Genomic DNA, 16,297 nt, shown 5'->3' with positions numbered 1-16,297 from the left:
GCTCGGCAATCGCTCAACCGCTGCTCAACCGCTCAACCGCGAACGCGAGGCGCGCGATGGACGCAACGCTTCCCGCCGGACCCGGCGCCGACTCGGGCGCCCACGGCCAACCCGTCGTGCTCGAAACGCACGGCGTCGGCAAGACGTTCGGCGTCGTGCGCGCGCTGAACGGCGTGTCGCTGTCGCTGCGCGCGGGCGAGGTGCACGGGCTGATGGGCGAGAACGGCGCCGGCAAGTCGACGCTGATCAAGATCCTCACCGGCTTTCACCAGCCCGATGCGGGCGAGATCCGCGTCGACGGCGTGCCCGTGTCGTTCGACAGCCCGCGTGCCGCGCAGCGCGCGGGCATCTGCGCGGTCTACCAGGAAATCAACCTGATTCCCGAACGCAGCGTGGCCGAGAACATCTTCCTCGGTCACGAGCCGCGCCGCTTCGGCCCGTGGATCGACCGCCGCGAGATTCGGGCGCGCACCCGCGAGATCGTCGAGCGCTACGGGCTCGACGTCGATCCGGCCGACAAGGTCGGCTCGCTCGGGCTCGGCCAGCAGCAGATGGTGTCGATCGCACGCGGGGTGTCGCTCGGCGCGCGCGTGCTGATTCTCGACGAGCCGACTTCCGCGTTGAGCGGTGCGGAAGTCGAGGTGCTGTTCGGCGTCGTCGAGCAGTTGCGCGCGACCGGCATCGCGATCGTGCTGGTGAGCCATCGGCTGTCGGAGTGCTACCGGATGTGCGACCGGCTCACCGTGCTGCGCGACGGCGCGGTGGTGCGCAGCGAGTCGCCGGACCGGCTGCCGCGCATGGCGCTGATTGCGGCGATGCTCGGCCGCGAAGTCGGTGCGCACGGCCCGCGCGAACAGGCGGAGGCGGTTGCCGCCGACACGACGCGGGAGCCCGCGCTCGCCGTCGACGGGCTGCGCTGGGGCACGCGTTTGCGCGACGTGTCGTTCCGCGTCGCGCCGAAGGAGATCGTCGGGCTCGCGGGTTTGCTCGGCGCGGGCCGCACCGAAACGTTCAAGGCCGTATTCGGCGCGCAGCAGCCGGACGGCGGCGCGGTGCGCGTCGGCGGCAGGGCGCTCGACGGCGCCGACCCGGCGCGCGCGATTCGCGCGGGGCTCGCGTTCCTGTCCGAGGATCGCCGCTCGGAAGGCATTTTCTCGAAGCTGTCGGTGCGCGAGAACATCGTCGTGTGCGTGCTGCCGCGCATCGCCCGGTTCGGCTTCATCTCCGTGCGCAAGCAGGAGGCGCTCGTCGAGCGCTACATCCGCGAGCTGGGCATCAAGACGTCGCATGCGGGCGCGCCGATCTCGACGCTGTCTGGCGGCAACCAGCAGAAGGCGCTGATCGCGCGCTGCCTGTCGACCGAGCCGTCGGTGCTGCTGCTCGACGACCCGACGCGCGGCATCGACGTCGGCGCGAAGGCCGAGGTGCACGATCTCGTCAAACGGCTCGCCGACGACGGGCTCGCGGTGGTCGCGACGTCGTCGGAGATGGAAGAACTGCTCGAGCTGGCCGACCGGCTCGTGATCCTGCATGAAGGCGCGACGAGCGGCGAACTGCCGACGCGCGGCGCGAGCCCCGACGACGTGACCGCGCTGCTCGCGAACCAGACCTGACGCCCCGCACATCGACCCGAGGACGAGGACAGCGTGAATCTTGCCAACCTGATGAGCGAACCCGATGAAGCCCGCCGCCCGTCGCGCCGCTCGCTGTTCGCGCAGGCGCGCGACCACAGCGTTTATCTCGCGTTCGTCGCGCTCGCCGTCTTCAACCTGATCGTCACGCCCGGCTTCTCGAATCCCCTCGCCGCGCGCAGCCTGCTGTTCCAGGCCGCGCCGATCGTGCTGATCGCGCTCGGGCAGAACCTCGCGATCGCCACGCGCGGGATCGACCTGTCGGTCGGCTCGGTGATGGCGCTGTCCAGCGCGATCATCGCCGTGTGCTTGCCGTACGGCACCGGCGCGGCGTTCGCGGCGGCCATTGCGATCGGGCTCGCGGTCGGCCTGTTCAACGGCGGGCTCGTCGCGCGGCTCGGCATCGATCCGCTGATTTCCGGGCTCGCGTTGCTGGTCGCCGCGCGCGGACTGGCGCAGGCGTTGCTCGGCGGCTCGCGCGTGAGCCTGCCGCCGTCCGATGCGTTCGACTTCGTCGGCATCGGCACGTGGTTCGGGTTGCCGGTTGTGATGCTGATCGCGCTCGTGTGCGCGGCCGTCGTGTTCTTCGTCGTGCGCAACACGACCTTCGGGCGCTACACGATTCTCGTCGGCGCGAGCCGCGACGCCGCGCATCTCGCCGGCGTGCCGGTGCGGCGCACGCTGCTGGCGGTCTATGCGGCGAGCGGGGCGCTGGCCGGGCTGGCGGGCCTGTTCGCCACCGCGCGGCTCGGCGCAGGCGATCCGAACTATGTCGGCGTGAACTTCGAACTCGATGCGATCGCCGCGTCGGTGATCGGCGGCACGCCGCTGTCCGGCGGGCGCGTGTCGATCGTCGGCACCGTGTTCGGCGTGCTGCTCCTGCAACTGCTCGATGCCAGCTTCATCATGAACAACATCAGCTACACGTATGCGCAGATCCTGAAGGCCGCGTTCATCCTCGGCGCGTTGTACCTGCAACGCTCGGGAGCCTGACATGTCGACCGCGCCGATGACTCCGCACACCGCGCAGGATGCCGGCCGCGCGCGCCGCGCGCAGTTCGTCCGGCTCGTGCAGGCGCGCGGCGCGATCGCGATCCTCGTGCTCGTGTGCCTGATCGCCGGCCGCGTGTTTCCGCATTTCCTGAGTGCACCGAACCTGCTCGATATCGTCGCGGCCGCCGCGTTCGTCGCGCTAATCACGATCGGGCAGAGCTTCGTGATCATCCTCGGCGGGTTCGACCTGTCGGTCGGCTCGCTCGTCGGGCTCGGCACCGTGATCGCCGCGTATGCGGCGCCGTACGGCTGGGGCGCCGCGCTGGCCGCGCCGGTGTGCGTCGGGCTGATCGTCGGGCTCATGAACGGCTGGCTGATCGCCCGCGCGCGGATGGCGCCGTTCATCGTCACGCTCGCCGCATTGCTCGGCTTGAAAGGGCTGTCGCTCGTGCTCGCGAGCCAGGACATGCTGATCGCGAACCCCGGCTTCTTCGCGACGATCGCGAACGGCTCGCTGTTCGGCGTCGGCCATCTCGTGTGGATCGTGCTCGTCGCGTATCTCGTCGCCGCGTTCGTGCTGAATCACACGCGCTACGGCGCGGGCGTGTTCGCGATCGGCGGCAACGAGGAGGCGGCGCGCATGCTCGGCGTGAACGTCGAGGGGCTCAAGGTCGTCACGTACGGACTGAGCGGGGCGCTGGCGGGGCTGGCCGGCGCGCTGCTCGCGTCGCGGCTCGATTCGGGGCTGCCGGGCGCCGGCAACAGCTACGAGCTGCAATCGATCGCGGCGGCGGTGATCGGCGGCGTGCTGCTGACGGGCGGCGTCGGCACGCTGTTCGGCCCGCTCGCGGGCGTGCTACTGCTCGGCGTGATCGAGAACGTGATCAACCAGGTCGGCACGTTGAGCCCGTACTACCAGAACCTCGCGAGCGGCGCGTTCCTGCTGCTCGCGGTGATCGCGCAGACGCTGCTGACCGGCAAGCGGCGCAAGCGCTGACGCGCACGGTGTCGTGCCGCCGCAAACTGGAACGCTTAATGCTTGTCTCGCGTGATCCTTTCGATGAAGGAGCACCGCGATGAGCACGCCGACCACCACCGCTTTTTCCCACGTGAAGCCGCAGGACACCGCCTTTCAAGGCGAGGGCCTGCGCGACTTCTTCCTGTACCGCGATCTCGGTATCGCCGCCGCGACGAACGGCAAGGTCGTCGCGCAACTCGTCAGGGCCAATCATGCACCGGAGGCGGGCACCGGCTGGCACCGTCACGAGGCCGAGTTCCATATCGTGATCATGCTGAAGGGCTGGGCGCGCTTCATGTACGGCGAACAGGAAACGCTGGTGGCGGCGGGCGACTGCGTGCACCAGGCGCCGGGGATCGTCCACTACCTGTTCGATTACTCGCCGGACATGGAGTACCTGGAGATCGTCGGGCCTGCCGACTTCAAATCGATCGATGTCGACGGGCCGTGCGCGGTGCCGGAACTGACGCCGTGGGGCGAGGTCGGTGCGTAGCCGGTCGAGTGGGTGTTCGTTCTAGACGAACCGCCTGCATTCAGGCGGTTTTTTATTGGTCGGAGCGATTTACGCGCACTGCTTTTCGCTTCGACACATTCCTTCGAATTCCAAACGATCGAGAAGCTGAAGAACCAGAAAGAAAAGAAAGACATTCGTCAGCTTCGATCGTCGACAGGCGATGCGATGTCAAAGATCGTCAATTGCCCGCAGGGGCGGTGCACGGCGTGTCGACGCCCGGCGTTAAGGAGGTACCAGCCGGATCACCGGCTGACTATCCGGGAGAGTTTCACCATGAACCGCATCGCGAAGATCCTGACGGCCACCGCACTGGCTTGCGCCGTGCTCGTGCCGGCACTGGCCGAAGCGCATTCGCACCGCGTGTGCCACTTCGATCATCACCATCACCGCGTGTGCCGCTGGGTGCGGTAACCGTCGCTGTCGCCGGGGATGTCCCGGACGCTTTCGTCATTCAGGCAAATCAGGAGAGGATCATGAAAAAAACGATGTTGATCGCCGCGCTGGTCGCCGGCATGGGTGTGTCGATCGGTGCGTTCGCGCAGGTTCCGGCCAGCGCGCCGGCCGGCACGACCGGGCTGTGCAAGGACGGCTCGTTCTACTCGGGTGCGTCGAAGAAGGGCGCATGTGCGGGCCACAAGGGCGTGAAGACGTGGTACGGCGCATCGGGCGCTGCCGCGGCGAGCGCACCGGCCGCGGCACCGGCTACGGCGGCTTCCGCCGCGCCGGCATCGGGCGCCGCAGGCGCGAAGAGCGCCGCCACGACGGCCGCGGCGCCGGGCGGCGGCGCGGGCAAGGTGTGGGCGAACGACAGCACGAAGGTCTATCACTGCTCGACCGACAAGTACTACGGCAAGACGAAGCACGGCAGCTACATGTCGGAAGCCGACGCGAAGGCGAAGGGCTACCACGCGTCGCACGGCAAGGCCTGCTCGTAACGAGCCGGCCCGGCGCGCGAGCGGTTTCGCTCGCGCGTCGTCCGAATGCTGCAGCACACATCGCCCCGCCTCTCCGGCGGGGCGATTCACTGTGTGGCTAGCCGCGTTCAGTGCGTGTGCGCCGATTGCGCTTCGGTCGCCGCATCGATCCCGGATGCCCGTGCATCGAGCAGCGCGCGCAGCGTGACGTAGTGCGTGCCGTGCGTGTCGCCTTGCGCGTCCGCGGTGCGATCGTACGGCTCGTTGTCGTGGATCGTCGCCCGCACGATCGGATAGATCTGCGTTTCCCACCGGCTGCCGTTGAACACGCCGTAGTGCCCGACGCCCGTCTGTACATGGTGCGTCTTCAGGTACGACGGCAATCCCGAACACAGTTCCTGCGCGGCCACCGTCTGGCCTACCGCGCAGATATCGTCCTTCTCGCCTTCGATCGTCAACAGCGCGGTGCGATGAATCGCCGCCGGTTCGACCAGCGTGTCGCCCACCGCGAGCTCGCCGCGCGCGAGCGCGTACTGCTGGAACACCTTCTCGACCGTTTCCAGATAGAACTCCGCGGTGAGGTCGGCCGTCGCGAAATATTCGTCGTAGAAGTGCCGCAACGTGTCGGCTTTCGCGGGGTCGCCTTTCGCGCGCTCGTAGTACAGATCGGCGAACGACGCCGCATGGCGGTCCGGGTTCATCGACATGAACGCGCCGACCTGCACGAAACCCGGATACACGCACCGCTGCGCGCCGACGAAACCCGTCGGCACCACGCTGATCAGGTTGCGCGCGAACCATTCGATCGGCTGGCTCGTCGCGAGTTCGTTGACCTTCGTCGGATTCACGCGGCAGTCGATCGGGCCGGCCATCAACGTGAGGCTCGCGGGCTGCGCGGGATCGCCGCCGGCCGCCATCAGCGAGACGGCCGCCAGCGACGCGACGGTCGGCTGGCAGATCGCCAGCACGTGCGCGTCCGGGCCGATGTGGCGGATGAAGTCGATCACGTGCGTGACGTACTCGTCGAAGCCGAAGCGTCCGGCCGCCAGCGGGATGTCGCGCGGGTTGTGCCAGTCGGTGATGTACACGTCGTGGTCGGCCAGCATCGTGCGTACCGTGCCGCGCAGCAGCGTCGCGAAGTGCCCGGACATCGGCGCGACGATCAGCACGCGCGGCTGGCGCGCGACCGGCCGCGCCTTGCGGAAATGCAGCAATGTCGCGAACGGCGTGACCGCCGCCGCTTCCTCGACGACCGGCACCGTGTCGCCGTCGACGACGACCGACGCGATTCCGAACGGCGGCCGCCGATGCGAGAACGCGCAGCATTCGAGCAGTTCGCACAGCGCGTCGACCATGCGGCCGGTCGGCGTCGATGTCGCCGGCGGCCACAGCGACATCGTCGCGCGGGTGGCGGCGGCCCATGCACGCGCCGGGCGCAGGCATTCCGCAGACCATTGATAAAACGGATAGGCAAGCAGGTTCATGACCGTCGCTCGTGACGCCGCATTGCAAGGAACGAGGCAAGCCGTATGCCAGCGTGAGGCTGGCACGCGCGTTGCAGCGGTTCGGGAGCGCGGCGGCGCGCGCGGGACGTGATGACGCAGCGCGAAGGTGACGCGTTGCCTTGCCGGTCGGGCGTGCGACGCATGCCGCGCGGCCGTGCGACGTTGCGCCAGTTCGGCGAACGGACCGCACAGACGTGGTGCGGGCGGTCATGAGGCGCGTCCGTTTACGGTGCAGGGGCACGAACGACATTCAGCAGGGGAGCGACATGGAATCCAACGCACGGACGACGCTGACCATCAGCAGCCGCAATTACTCGTCGTGGTCGATGCGCGGCTGGCTGCTCGCGAAGCTGAGCGGGCTCGCGTTCGAGACGATCAGCGTGCCGATCGATGCGACGTCGCGCGCGGAGCTGCTGCTGCTGTCGCCGTCGATCCTCGTGCCGTGCCTGACGCACGACGGCAACGCGGTGTGGGACACGCTCGCGATCGCCGAATACCTGAACGAGCTCCGCCCGCAGGCGCGGCTGCTGCCCGACGACCGGCATGCGCGCGCGCATTGCCGGTCGATCTGCGGCGAGATGCATTCCGGCTTCAGCGCGTTGCGATCCGCGCTGCCGATGAACCTGCGCGGACATTTCCCCGGCTTCCGGATCTGGTCGCGCGCGCAGCACGACATCGAGCGGATCGTGACGATCTGGCGCGAGTGCCTGGCCGAGTACGGCGGCCCCTGGCTGTTCGGTGCCGAGATCGGCATCGCCGACGCGATGTATGCGCCGGTCGTCACGCGCTTCCTGACCTACGACGTGAAACTCGAACCGGACGTCGCCGAGTACTGCATGCGCGTCCTCGCGCATCCGTTCGTCGCCGAGTGGATCGACGCGGCGAAGGCCGAGCACGAAGACATCGACGAACTCGACATGGAGTTCTGACCGGACGCATGCGGTCGCGGTGGGCTTTCAATTTCACTACATGCGCAAACGGCGAAACGAACGATCGATGCGCCCGCGCAATCCGCAAACGTTTTACCTTGATTTCGGTTCGAAACGAGCACGAATGCCCTAAAGGATGTTGCGCACGATGACGTAAACGAGTCACGGGGACGACTCGCGATCGCATGCTTCAGACGTGCGACGCGCAGTCCGCAATAACCAGCGCAGCAGGGGAATCGACTTGAATCGTCAGCAATCGTGGACGCGTACCGCGGCGCCCGGAGAAATCATCTACTCGGAGGGCTTCGCGGGCGAGCCCGTCATCTTTCTGATTACCGACGGCAAGGTCGAGCTGTCCACGCGCTGCGAAGACAAGCGTGTGATCGTCGCGACGCTCGGCCGCGGCGAATTCTTCGGCGAATCGGCGCTGCTCGCCGCCGAACCGCGCGCGCATACCGCGAAGGCGCTTTCGTTCTGTCAGCTCACCGTCGTGCCGGCCGGCATGCTCGATGAAGAAATCGAGCGCGTGTCCGCGCTGCTGCGCCATATCGTGCGAACGATGATCCGCCGCGTGAAGCGCAAGGACGACCAACTGGCGACCTATACGCATGCCGATTTCATGCCGGGCGTGCTGTCGTATGCGCACGTGCTGTCGCTGATGGCCGGCGCCGACGCGCGCGAATCCGGCGACACGTGGGCACGTCGGCCGATGCAGGCGCACGCGGCCGAAACCTCGGTGCCGCTTGCCGAAGTGATTCGCAAATGCCGCGCGATTGCCGGCCATTCGCGGCCGCACGTGCTCGCGATGCTGCGGCGCATGGAGAAGCTCAACCTCGTCACGATCGAAGCCGCGCAGGGCGACGGCACCGGCGGCGCAAGCGATTACGCGGCTTCGTCGGATGCGCGCCAGGTCGTCACGTTCGACGCCGCCCGCGTGATCGACCGCGCGCAACAGGTCGCCGATCACGATCTCGACGTATCGATCAACAGTGAACTCGAACTCATCGAACTGGCCGATCTCGAATCGCTGATCGGCGTCGACAAGACGCTGCTGCTCAACAAGCTGTCGAACGGCGAGATCGCGGAAGAAGTGTTCGCGTTCCGCAAATCGAAGGTGCTGAACTACGTCGAACAAAAGGGCGTTGCGTACTTCTCGCGCCGCAACGCGCGCCGCGGCGGCGACGTGCGCGCGCTCGAGGATCTCGTCTGGATCGACCAGCGCACGCTGTTCGACGTGATCAGCGCGTTCGATACCTATGACCTTGCGAAGCTGATCGCGAACCTCGACGATCGCGCGGTGGCCGACAAGCTGTTTTCCGTGATGACCGAGGCGCGGCGCAACGAGGTGTCGTGGGTGATGCGCCGCGAACTCAAGCTCGATCCGGTCGAGATCGACGAGATCGAACAGCGCGTGCTGGAGGCCGTACGCGCGGCGAAGGCGCCTGCGGCGGGCGCAACGGCCGTTGCGTCGACTTCGGCGTCGGATGCGTGATACGGAGGCGCGTATGGATCTGTTGACCCTGGTCGGGGTGGTGCTGGGCGGCGCGGCGATCGTGTTCGGGTTCGCGCTGGAAGGCGGGCATTTCTCGATGCTGTTCCAGTTCGAGGCGCTCGTGATCGTGCTCGGCGGCACGCTCGGCGCGGTGATGATCCAGAACACGTGGGCGCGCTTCTTCGACGCGGTGAAGCAGTTGCGGCTCGCGTTCGTGCGGGCGCGCGAAGTCGATCGCAAGAACCTGTCCGACCTGCTCGAATGGGGCGATCGCGCGAAGCTCGACGGGTTGCTCGCGTTCGAATCGATGGACGTGAGCGGGATTCATCCGTTTGCGCGGCGCGGGCTCGAACTGCTGGCGAACGGCGTGTCGACCGCGGTGCTCGAAGATGCGTTGCAGCGCGAACTCGATGCGTACGAACGCAGCCGCCTGGCTGCCGTGCGCGTGTGGCAGCAGGCCGGCGGCTATGCGCCGACGTTCGGCATTCTCGGCTCGGTGCTCGGGCTCGTGCAGGTGACGAGCCATATTCTCGAACCGGCGCAGCTCGGGCCGGGTATCGCGGTGGCGTTCATCGCGACGCTGTACGGGCTCGCGTTCGCGAACCTCGTGTTCTTGCCGCTGTACGGCAAGCTGCGCGCACAGATCGACAGCGAGATGCGCTTTCGCAAGCTGTATCTCGACGGCTTGCTCGCGATCTCGCGCAAGGAGTCGCCGCATACGATCGAAACGCGGTTGACCGGCGATGTGCGCGGGCGGGCGGCGGAATCGCTCGCGTGATGTCCGTGTGCTTCGTGCTTGCGCGTGGGCCTGTATCTGTACCGTATGACGAACCCGGATTCCCGACGGCATGACTGCTCGAACTGACGGCGCATCCGCTGCCGATCGCGACGATGACGAACTCGAAGGCGCGCAGTCCGGACGCTGGCTGATTTCGTACGCGGATCTCATCACGACGCTGATGGTGCTGTTTCTCGCGCTGTACGTGCTTCAGCTCGCGAAATACAACGCGCTCGATGCGCGGTATCAGGCGCTTGCGCGGCAGGCCGGGGGCGCGGCGACTGCCGCCGTCGATACCGCGAAGCCCGACCCTGCGCCGCCGTGGCTCGCGCTGCTCGATTCGTTGAAGTCGAATGGGCGCATTTCGCTGGTGAAGGCGCCGCATGGCGTCGAGATCGGTATTGACGCGAAGATTCTGTTCAACGTCGGCGATGCGCGCTTGCTGCCCGATTCGTCGCCGGTGCTGAACCAGATTGCGCAGGCACTGAGCGCGCATGCAACCGGCGACATCCTCGTCGAAGGCCACACCGACAGCGTGCCGATCGCGAACACGAAATACGAATCGAACTGGGAGCTTTCGTCGGCGCGGGCGGGCAGTGTGGTGCGTTATCTGACCGAGCGTGGTGTTGCGCCGCATCGGCTGGCGGCGATCGGGCGGGCGGATACGCAGCCGCTTGTCGCGGGGGACGATGCGGCATCAAGAGCGCGAAACCGGCGCGTCACGATCTTCGTTGCGTATTGATCCGCGCGTTGTATTTGCATGGTTCTCGTACATATAGGCGGCTGCATATGCCCGCCCATCAACAACATAACGAATCTCGAATGATCGACATTTGAAATCAACGATGTGGTTCTGCGCGTGCATGCCGATAACCCAAACTGGCTCAGACCGAGCGGTTATCGAGGGTTCCCCATGCATTTCTGGCGCAAGCTTTCCATTCAGAACAAGCTGATTCTCAGCATGACGAGTTGCCTGCTCGTGTTCGTCGCGATTTCGAGCGGGCTCAGCGTTCGTCTGATCGGCAACGCGGTGCGAGAGCGCGTCGTCCGCGAAGAGCTGCCGACCGCCGTCAACGGCATCCGCGCCGACGTGCAGCGCCAGATGGCCGGCCCGATCGCCGCGTCGCGCATTCTGGCGCGCGATGCGTTCCTGCTGCAATGGGAAGCCGACGGCGAACCCGATGCCGGCACGCGCAACTGGATCCAGCTCGCGAAGAACGTGAAGGACGAGCAGAAGGCCGCGTCCGTGCAGTGGGTGTCGGTGAAGAGCGGCAACTACTACAACGAAGCCGGCTTGCAGCGGAAGGTGACCGACAAGGATCAGTGGCTGACCAGTTTCCTGTCGTCGGGCAAGGCGTACGACGTGAACATGGATCGCGAGGTGACCGTCGGCGGCTACATGATGTTCATCAACAGCCGTATCGAACTTGATGGCGTGCCGGTCGGCGCGGCGTGCATGAGCCTGTCCGTCGATGCGCTCGCGAAGGGTATCTCGGCTTACCGGATCGGCGACACCGGGTTTGCGTATCTCGTGCGCCCCGACGGCGCGATCATGATGCATCGCGATACGTCGCTGATCGACGGCAAGCATTTTCTGAAGGATGAACCGGGGCTGCCGGGCGATGCGTCGTCCACGTTGCTTGCGGGTAAGCCGTATGCGTATCTCAGCTACGAGGGTGATGGCGGCGCGCGGTTCATCGCGACGTCGTTTATTCCTGAGTTGAATGCGTATGTGGTCGTTCAGGTGCCGCAGGCCGAACTGCTCGGGCCGGTGACGCGTGCGATCCGCAGCGCGGCACTGGTTGCGGCGGTGGTGGGGCTTGGGGTTGCACTTTTCGTGATCTGGCTAGTGGGTCGTGCGATTGCTGCGCCGATTCGTCGTGCGGCTACGCTGCTGTCGGAGATCGCGAGCGGTCAGGGCGATTTGACGCGCCGCATGACGGTGGAGAGCGAGGACGAGATCGGGCAGTTGTCGGATGCGTTCAATCGATTCGTGTCGTCGCTGTCGACGCTGGTTCATCGGATTCGTGCAGCTTCGGCGTCGATTGCGACTGGGTCGGCGCAGATTGCTTCGGGGAATGCGGATCTCAGCGAACGCACCGAAGGGCAGTCGAGCAACCTGGAGCGGACGGCTTCGTCGATGGAAGAGATCACGGCCGTGGTGCGCAACAACACCGAGACGGCGACTACCGCGGCGAAGATGATCAATGGTGCGGCGGATACGGCGGCGCGGGGCGGGCTGGTGGTGGGCGAGGTCGTGACGACGATGGAGCAGATCAGCGACGCGTCGCAGCGGATCTCCGAGATCATCGTGATGATCGACAGTATTTCGTTTCAGACGAATATTCTGGCGTTGAATGCCGCGGTGGAGGCTGCGCGGGCGGGGGAGCAGGGGCGCGGGTTTGCTGTTGTTGCTTCGGAGGTGCGGAATTTGGCGCAGCGTAGTGCGCAGGCGGCGAAGGAGATCAAATCGCTGATCGAGCATAGCGCGGGGACTGTGGGTGCCGGGTCGCGGCTCGTTAGTGAGGCGGGGAAGGTGATGAGTGATGTTGTCTCGCAGGTTCAAGGCGTTAGCGCGATGATGAGCGAGATTGCCGAGGCTAGCCTGGAGCAGAGTGCCGGGATCGATCAGATTGGGGACGCGGTGCAGTCGCTCGATCAGATGACGCAGCAGAATGCGGCCTTGGTCGAGGAAAGCGCGGCAGCGGCGGAGAGTTTAAAGCAGCAGGCAGCGGAATTGACTAAGCTCGTTTCGGCTTTTAAGGTGGATGAGTAAGGATTGATTTGGGGTTTAGGAGTTAGACGTTTCTGAGGACGGCTGTCGTGGGGTCACGGTGGCCGTTTTTTGTTGATGAAATTGAAGAGCAAGATTGCAGGCGGAGGTTGCCGGCGGAGGCGCGTACACAAGAGGATCGGGGCGGATCTGAACAAGAAATATGCCTCAGAGATCAATGCAAGGGCTGGCTGAGCTTGTCGGCACGGCAGGGCCGGGAGGGGTTTCCGGGAAGGTGGGCCGGGGCAAAGCGTAGTCGCTGACGACAGAAGAGCCAGTTATCTTGTTACAACCGTTCAATTTTTTGAGGCTTGGGTCAAAACGGAGGATGTTGGGGTTAAGTTGACGGATGATATTGCCGTTATCTTCGCTAACGAGATTTTTACGAAGATGTGTTCGCTGATGATGCGGCGGTGTTTGGTTTACTGGAACTACCGGTGAAGTGGAGGCTACGTCGTGCGGACGTAGTGGTGTCTGCCGGGAAAGTCCTGATAGTGTCCCGAGAGGGTGGCCACATCGGCGGGAGCGATTACGCTGCAAGTGGGGCCTTATATCGTCTGGACGGATGTGCTGGTTCTGAAAATTGTGCTATAGGGAATAGATTCCCACGTCTGCTGGATGGTGTATTTCGTGAAACGGATGAGTTTCCCAGTGGTTTTATCCGTGGCTATCTTGCAAGCACGGTTGACGGTGAGCTCAGTGGCTCGCTAGCTGGCGTGACTATGGGATCTCTTGCCGTCACCTTCGGTACGCGCGAAGAGCTTTGTCTGTGATTGACGTTCACTGTCACCAAATGAAGCAGGTGACCAATATGTTGGTCGAGGGCAGGGCTAGGGCGTTGAGTGCTGGTAGATGCTTATTAGAAGGTGACGATCCAGAACGTCCAAGGGGGCTTGGCACGGAGAGAGTGCCTATGAATGTTGGTGCTTATCGTTCGTGGGGAAGTATCGGTAAGTTGGCGTTGTTCCTGTGTCAATATTAAATTTGATCAGTTTTTTAATATATATAAAGGGTCAATCGTGGAATACCAAAGGGCATTGGCGTCCGCAGTGGGTGGTAAGGCAATCTTGTTTGTAGGGGCTGGCTTCTCACGCGGAGCGACTGCAGTTTCACGTGATACGCTTCCGAGCGGGCGGGAATTAGCGAAAATCCTATGCATCGATGCAGGAGTACCGTTAACAGAGGATTTGAAACTTGCTACTAGTCGATATCTTAAGAAAAAAAATTCTGACGATCTTGTGGACCGACTTCGCGATCTATTCACAATTCAATCGGTGACCGAGGAGCATCGTTCGCTAGCCGCGATACCGTGGCGTAGTATCTATACTACAAATTACGATAACGTACTTGAGCGTGCTGCGGCGGAGAGATCGAAGAGGCTTACTCCACTAACGTTAAATAGAGACCCTCGGGCCTATAAAAGGACGGAAAATACGGTCCTCCATATTAATGGCTATGTCGATGAATTGACTGTTGACGCGCTGAATAACTCTTTCAAGTTAACAAATGCGAGCTATTTGACGCAGCAGTTCCGTGAGTCTATATGGTCTGACGTCTTTATTCGGGATATGCAGGCTGCTCAAGCGATATTTTTTGTTGGTTACTCACTTTACGACATTGATATTCAGGAACTGATTTTCTCGGATGATAGGCTGAGAGATAAAACGTTCTTCATTCAGCGGGATGGAATGAATCAGCAAGAGCTGGATGATTCCGATTTAAATGATTTCGGTACTATTGTTCCAATAGGGCTCGGAAAATTTGCAAGCGATCTTGCGTCGGTGGATCCGTCAGCAGTGGGGGTGAGCGGTGATCTTATTTTAACCTCATTTGATGAAATGAAGGTTGTTGGGGCAAATGCTGCTGCTCTTCGGGACGAAGATGTTACGTCCTTGCTTTTGCGGGGGCAAGTCAAGGAAGATCTTGTTATCGATAGGGTTTTGAGTAATTCAAGAGTCGATTATGCTCTCTCCAGAGAAATAGAAGGAGAGATGGCTGGGGCGTTATCTAAGTCGGAGAATATAGTCATTCATGGTGACTTGGCTAACGGGAAGAGTATGTTGTTGCGTATTCTTGGGGCGCACCTTCTTTCTCGAGGATATCGAGTATTCTGGCTGCATGATGAAGCATATGATTGCTTGGAGGAGATTGAGCAAATAATTGGCGTTGAAGGGCCTGTTGCGTTGGTTTTTGATAATTATCCGAGGAAGCTTAAGCTTATAACGCATGCAAATATAAAAAGAAAGGCTGACACTCGTATTTTACTATCTGCCAGAACGATGGATCATGAGGCGAGTGAGGAGGATTTGTATTTCTCGCGAGCGATGATTAATTTGCAAAGAACAGCCGAGTTTAATATCAATAAGCTGACTCCATTGGATCTCGATTCATTGGCGTCCTTTTTTGAGAGATACGGTCTCTGGGGGGAGAAGGCTAAGCTAAAACATGATGCGAAGATTCGCTACCTTCAGAAGGATTGCAATTCGGAGTTGCATGGTGCTCTTTTGGGGTTGCTTGATTCGCCGCAGATTCGTGAGAAATTCAATCCTTTATTTAACGAGGTGAGGAACTCCAAGGCGTTTGCAAAGAGTATTATTGCTGCTTTTTCGCTTAATATGATTAACGTAAATTCCCCGACGTTTCATATGATAGCGGCAATGACTGGCGATTCTTCTATTTTTAATCCGGCTTTTAAGAATAGCGAGTCCGCGAAGCAGTTGTTTAACAGTCAGCGGGGTATTATTACCCCAAAGTCATCTGTGCTCGCCGAATATGCATTAAAGCATTTTCCTGATGTTTCGATGTTGGTGAATTCGTTGGTGGAGATTTGTGTTTGCACGCGTAAAAAGGCTGAGGCTAGCGAGTTGTACTGGGATATTTACAGGGCGCTTGCAAGTTTTAAGCATATTCAGAAAATGCTTCCTGATGTCGGGAAGCGAGATGCTCTCATATCTTTTTATGAGGGACTCAGAAGTATCGACATCGAGCGCAAGAATCCGCATTTTTGGCTTCAGTATGCGATAGCAAGATTGAGTTATGCAGATGCAAAGGATTTGGAGCTAGCCAAGCAATGTCTGGATACAGCTCTGTCTCTTGCGGACGCTCGGCCAAATTACACGATTACAGATATCCAGACGCAGTACGCCCGTTATCATCTAGAGTATGCAATAAATGTTGCGAGTGATGCTAACTCGGCATTTTCTGAATTTAAAAAGGGGCATGAATTATTGCTGGGCATTACGGCCAAGGAGAAGTACAAGCGGGAACCGTTTAGGCCGGCTAGGCTTTATGAACAGATATACAAAAAATTTCAAAAATATTTGGTGGAGGATCAGAAGATTTTCTTGCTTGGTGCATGTGATAATATTTTGGAAAATATAAGAAAGCTTCCGCCGCGAACTGCTGAAGATAAGGCTGTTGTGGCAACTCGTGAAAATTTGGAGGCAATGCGTAAGGCGATTCATGTTGCCATAAATGCATAAATAATTTTTTTGTTGATGGGCCGCAAGCGAGCGGCCGATTTTCAAAAAAAATTATATCGTGGGCGTCGATGAGGTGAGAAATAATCGATGCATAATCAAAAACTAGAGTGGGGTATCCGGCATTCCGTGTGTGAGGCGGACGGGGGTGTCAGGATTTCCGTGTTCAAGGCGGGTTGAGTAATTACACGGAAGGCCGGATGAATCGATCTGCGTAAAGGATAGCGAATTGGTTCATGGCGGTCTTCCAGTCATGAGCTGCACTACCCCA

At 61.8% G+C, this 16,297-nt stretch carries 13 protein-coding genes; 12 read left to right on the top strand and 1 reads right to left on the bottom strand.

The genetic code is table 11. The annotated features are described in order from the left end of the window. Window positions 1-56: 56 nt before the first annotated feature. The 6 genes from H0X91_RS28035 (at window position 57) to H0X91_RS28010 (ending at window position 5,091) form a co-directional block, all read left to right on the top strand. Window positions 57-1,613 carry a sugar ABC transporter ATP-binding protein gene (locus H0X91_RS28035; protein ID WP_196433540.1) on the top strand — a complete coding sequence of 519 codons (1,557 nt, stop codon included), beginning with the start codon at window positions 57-59 and terminating at the stop codon, window positions 1,611-1,613. A gap of 33 nt (window positions 1,614-1,646) precedes the next feature. Next, entirely contained in the window at window positions 1,647-2,624 is a 978-nt protein-coding gene (locus H0X91_RS28030) for an ABC transporter permease (protein ID WP_006488625.1), read from the top strand. A gap of 16 nt (window positions 2,625-2,640) precedes the next feature. Beyond that, window positions 2,641-3,621, top strand: a complete 981-nt coding sequence (locus H0X91_RS28025; protein ID WP_226245117.1) for an ABC transporter permease — start codon at window positions 2,641-2,643, stop codon at window positions 3,619-3,621. Window positions 3,622-3,700: 79 nt separating this feature from the next. Continuing rightward, window positions 3,701-4,135 carry a cupin domain-containing protein gene (locus H0X91_RS28020; protein WP_196433539.1) on the top strand — a complete coding sequence of 145 codons (435 nt, stop codon included), beginning with the start codon at window positions 3,701-3,703 and terminating at the stop codon, window positions 4,133-4,135. Window positions 4,136-4,429: 294 nt separating this feature from the next. Beyond that, on the top strand, window positions 4,430-4,567 hold the full coding sequence (locus tag H0X91_RS28015; RefSeq protein ID WP_006488624.1) for an HHHH-motif protein: 138 nt from the start codon (window positions 4,430-4,432) through the stop codon (window positions 4,565-4,567). A gap of 62 nt (window positions 4,568-4,629) precedes the next feature. After that, window positions 4,630-5,091: a DUF3761 domain-containing protein gene (locus H0X91_RS28010; RefSeq protein ID WP_006496048.1), complete on the top strand. Its 462-nt coding sequence runs from the start codon at window positions 4,630-4,632 to the stop codon at window positions 5,089-5,091. A gap of 107 nt (window positions 5,092-5,198) precedes the next feature. Here H0X91_RS28010 and H0X91_RS28005 read toward each other — a convergent pair whose 3' ends face one another. Then, window positions 5,199-6,554, bottom strand: a complete 1,356-nt coding sequence (locus H0X91_RS28005; protein ID WP_062885360.1) for a polyhydroxyalkanoate depolymerase — start codon at window positions 6,552-6,554, stop codon at window positions 5,199-5,201. A gap of 287 nt (window positions 6,555-6,841) precedes the next feature. Between H0X91_RS28005 and H0X91_RS28000 the strand changes: the two genes are divergently transcribed. From H0X91_RS28000 to H0X91_RS27975, 6 genes are all read left to right on the top strand, one after another. Beyond that, window positions 6,842-7,504: a glutathione S-transferase family protein gene (locus H0X91_RS28000; RefSeq protein ID WP_196433538.1), complete on the top strand. Its 663-nt coding sequence runs from the start codon at window positions 6,842-6,844 to the stop codon at window positions 7,502-7,504. A 241-nt stretch (window positions 7,505-7,745) separates the two neighbouring features. Further along, window positions 7,746-8,996, top strand: coding sequence for a Crp/Fnr family transcriptional regulator (locus H0X91_RS27995; RefSeq protein WP_034202675.1), 1,251 nt, complete (start codon window positions 7,746-7,748; stop codon window positions 8,994-8,996). A 13-nt stretch (window positions 8,997-9,009) separates the two neighbouring features. Next, window positions 9,010-9,774, top strand: a complete 765-nt coding sequence (locus H0X91_RS27990; RefSeq protein ID WP_011548274.1) for a flagellar motor protein — start codon at window positions 9,010-9,012, stop codon at window positions 9,772-9,774. Between the two features lie 70 nt (window positions 9,775-9,844). Beyond that, window positions 9,845-10,516, top strand: coding sequence for an OmpA/MotB family protein (locus H0X91_RS27985; protein WP_062910002.1), 672 nt, complete (start codon window positions 9,845-9,847; stop codon window positions 10,514-10,516). A 171-nt stretch (window positions 10,517-10,687) separates the two neighbouring features. Beyond that, window positions 10,688-12,550, top strand: coding sequence for a methyl-accepting chemotaxis protein (locus H0X91_RS27980; protein WP_196433537.1), 1,863 nt, complete (start codon window positions 10,688-10,690; stop codon window positions 12,548-12,550). Window positions 12,551-13,464: 914 nt separating this feature from the next. After that, window positions 13,465-16,029 carry an SIR2 family protein gene (locus H0X91_RS27975; protein ID WP_196433536.1) on the top strand — a complete coding sequence of 855 codons (2,565 nt, stop codon included), beginning with the start codon at window positions 13,465-13,467 and terminating at the stop codon, window positions 16,027-16,029. Window positions 16,030-16,297 lie beyond the last annotated feature (268 nt).

Source organism: Burkholderia sp. 9777_1386 (assembly GCF_015712265.1).
Lineage (GTDB): Bacteria > Pseudomonadota > Gammaproteobacteria > Burkholderiales > Burkholderiaceae > Burkholderia > Burkholderia cenocepacia.
Note: the sequence above shows the minus strand (reverse complement) of the source record. Positions and strands in the feature narration are given on the sequence as shown.

Excerpts from the sequence above, each read along its gene's own strand:
- H0X91_RS28035 (WP_196433540.1), top strand. The coding sequence starts at position 57 with ATGGACGCAACGCTTCCCGCCGGACCCGGCGCCGACTCGGGCGCCCAC.
- H0X91_RS28025 (WP_226245117.1), top strand. The coding sequence starts at position 2,641 with ATGACTCCGCACACCGCGCAGGATGCCGGCCGCGCGCGCCGCGCGCAG.
- H0X91_RS28020 (WP_196433539.1), top strand. The coding sequence starts at position 3,701 with ATGAGCACGCCGACCACCACCGCTTTTTCCCACGTGAAGCCGCAGGAC.
- H0X91_RS28015 (WP_006488624.1), top strand. The coding sequence starts at position 4,430 with ATGAACCGCATCGCGAAGATCCTGACGGCCACCGCACTGGCTTGCGCC.
- H0X91_RS28010 (WP_006496048.1), top strand. The coding sequence starts at position 4,630 with ATGAAAAAAACGATGTTGATCGCCGCGCTGGTCGCCGGCATGGGTGTG.
- H0X91_RS28005 (WP_062885360.1), bottom strand. The coding sequence starts at position 6,554 with ATGAACCTGCTTGCCTATCCGTTTTATCAATGGTCTGCGGAATGCCTG.
- H0X91_RS28000 (WP_196433538.1), top strand. The coding sequence starts at position 6,842 with ATGGAATCCAACGCACGGACGACGCTGACCATCAGCAGCCGCAATTAC.
- H0X91_RS27990 (WP_011548274.1), top strand. The coding sequence starts at position 9,010 with ATGGATCTGTTGACCCTGGTCGGGGTGGTGCTGGGCGGCGCGGCGATC.
- H0X91_RS27985 (WP_062910002.1), top strand. The coding sequence starts at position 9,845 with ATGACTGCTCGAACTGACGGCGCATCCGCTGCCGATCGCGACGATGAC.
- H0X91_RS27980 (WP_196433537.1), top strand. The coding sequence starts at position 10,688 with ATGCATTTCTGGCGCAAGCTTTCCATTCAGAACAAGCTGATTCTCAGC.
- H0X91_RS27975 (WP_196433536.1), top strand. The coding sequence starts at position 13,465 with ATGTTGGTGCTTATCGTTCGTGGGGAAGTATCGGTAAGTTGGCGTTGT.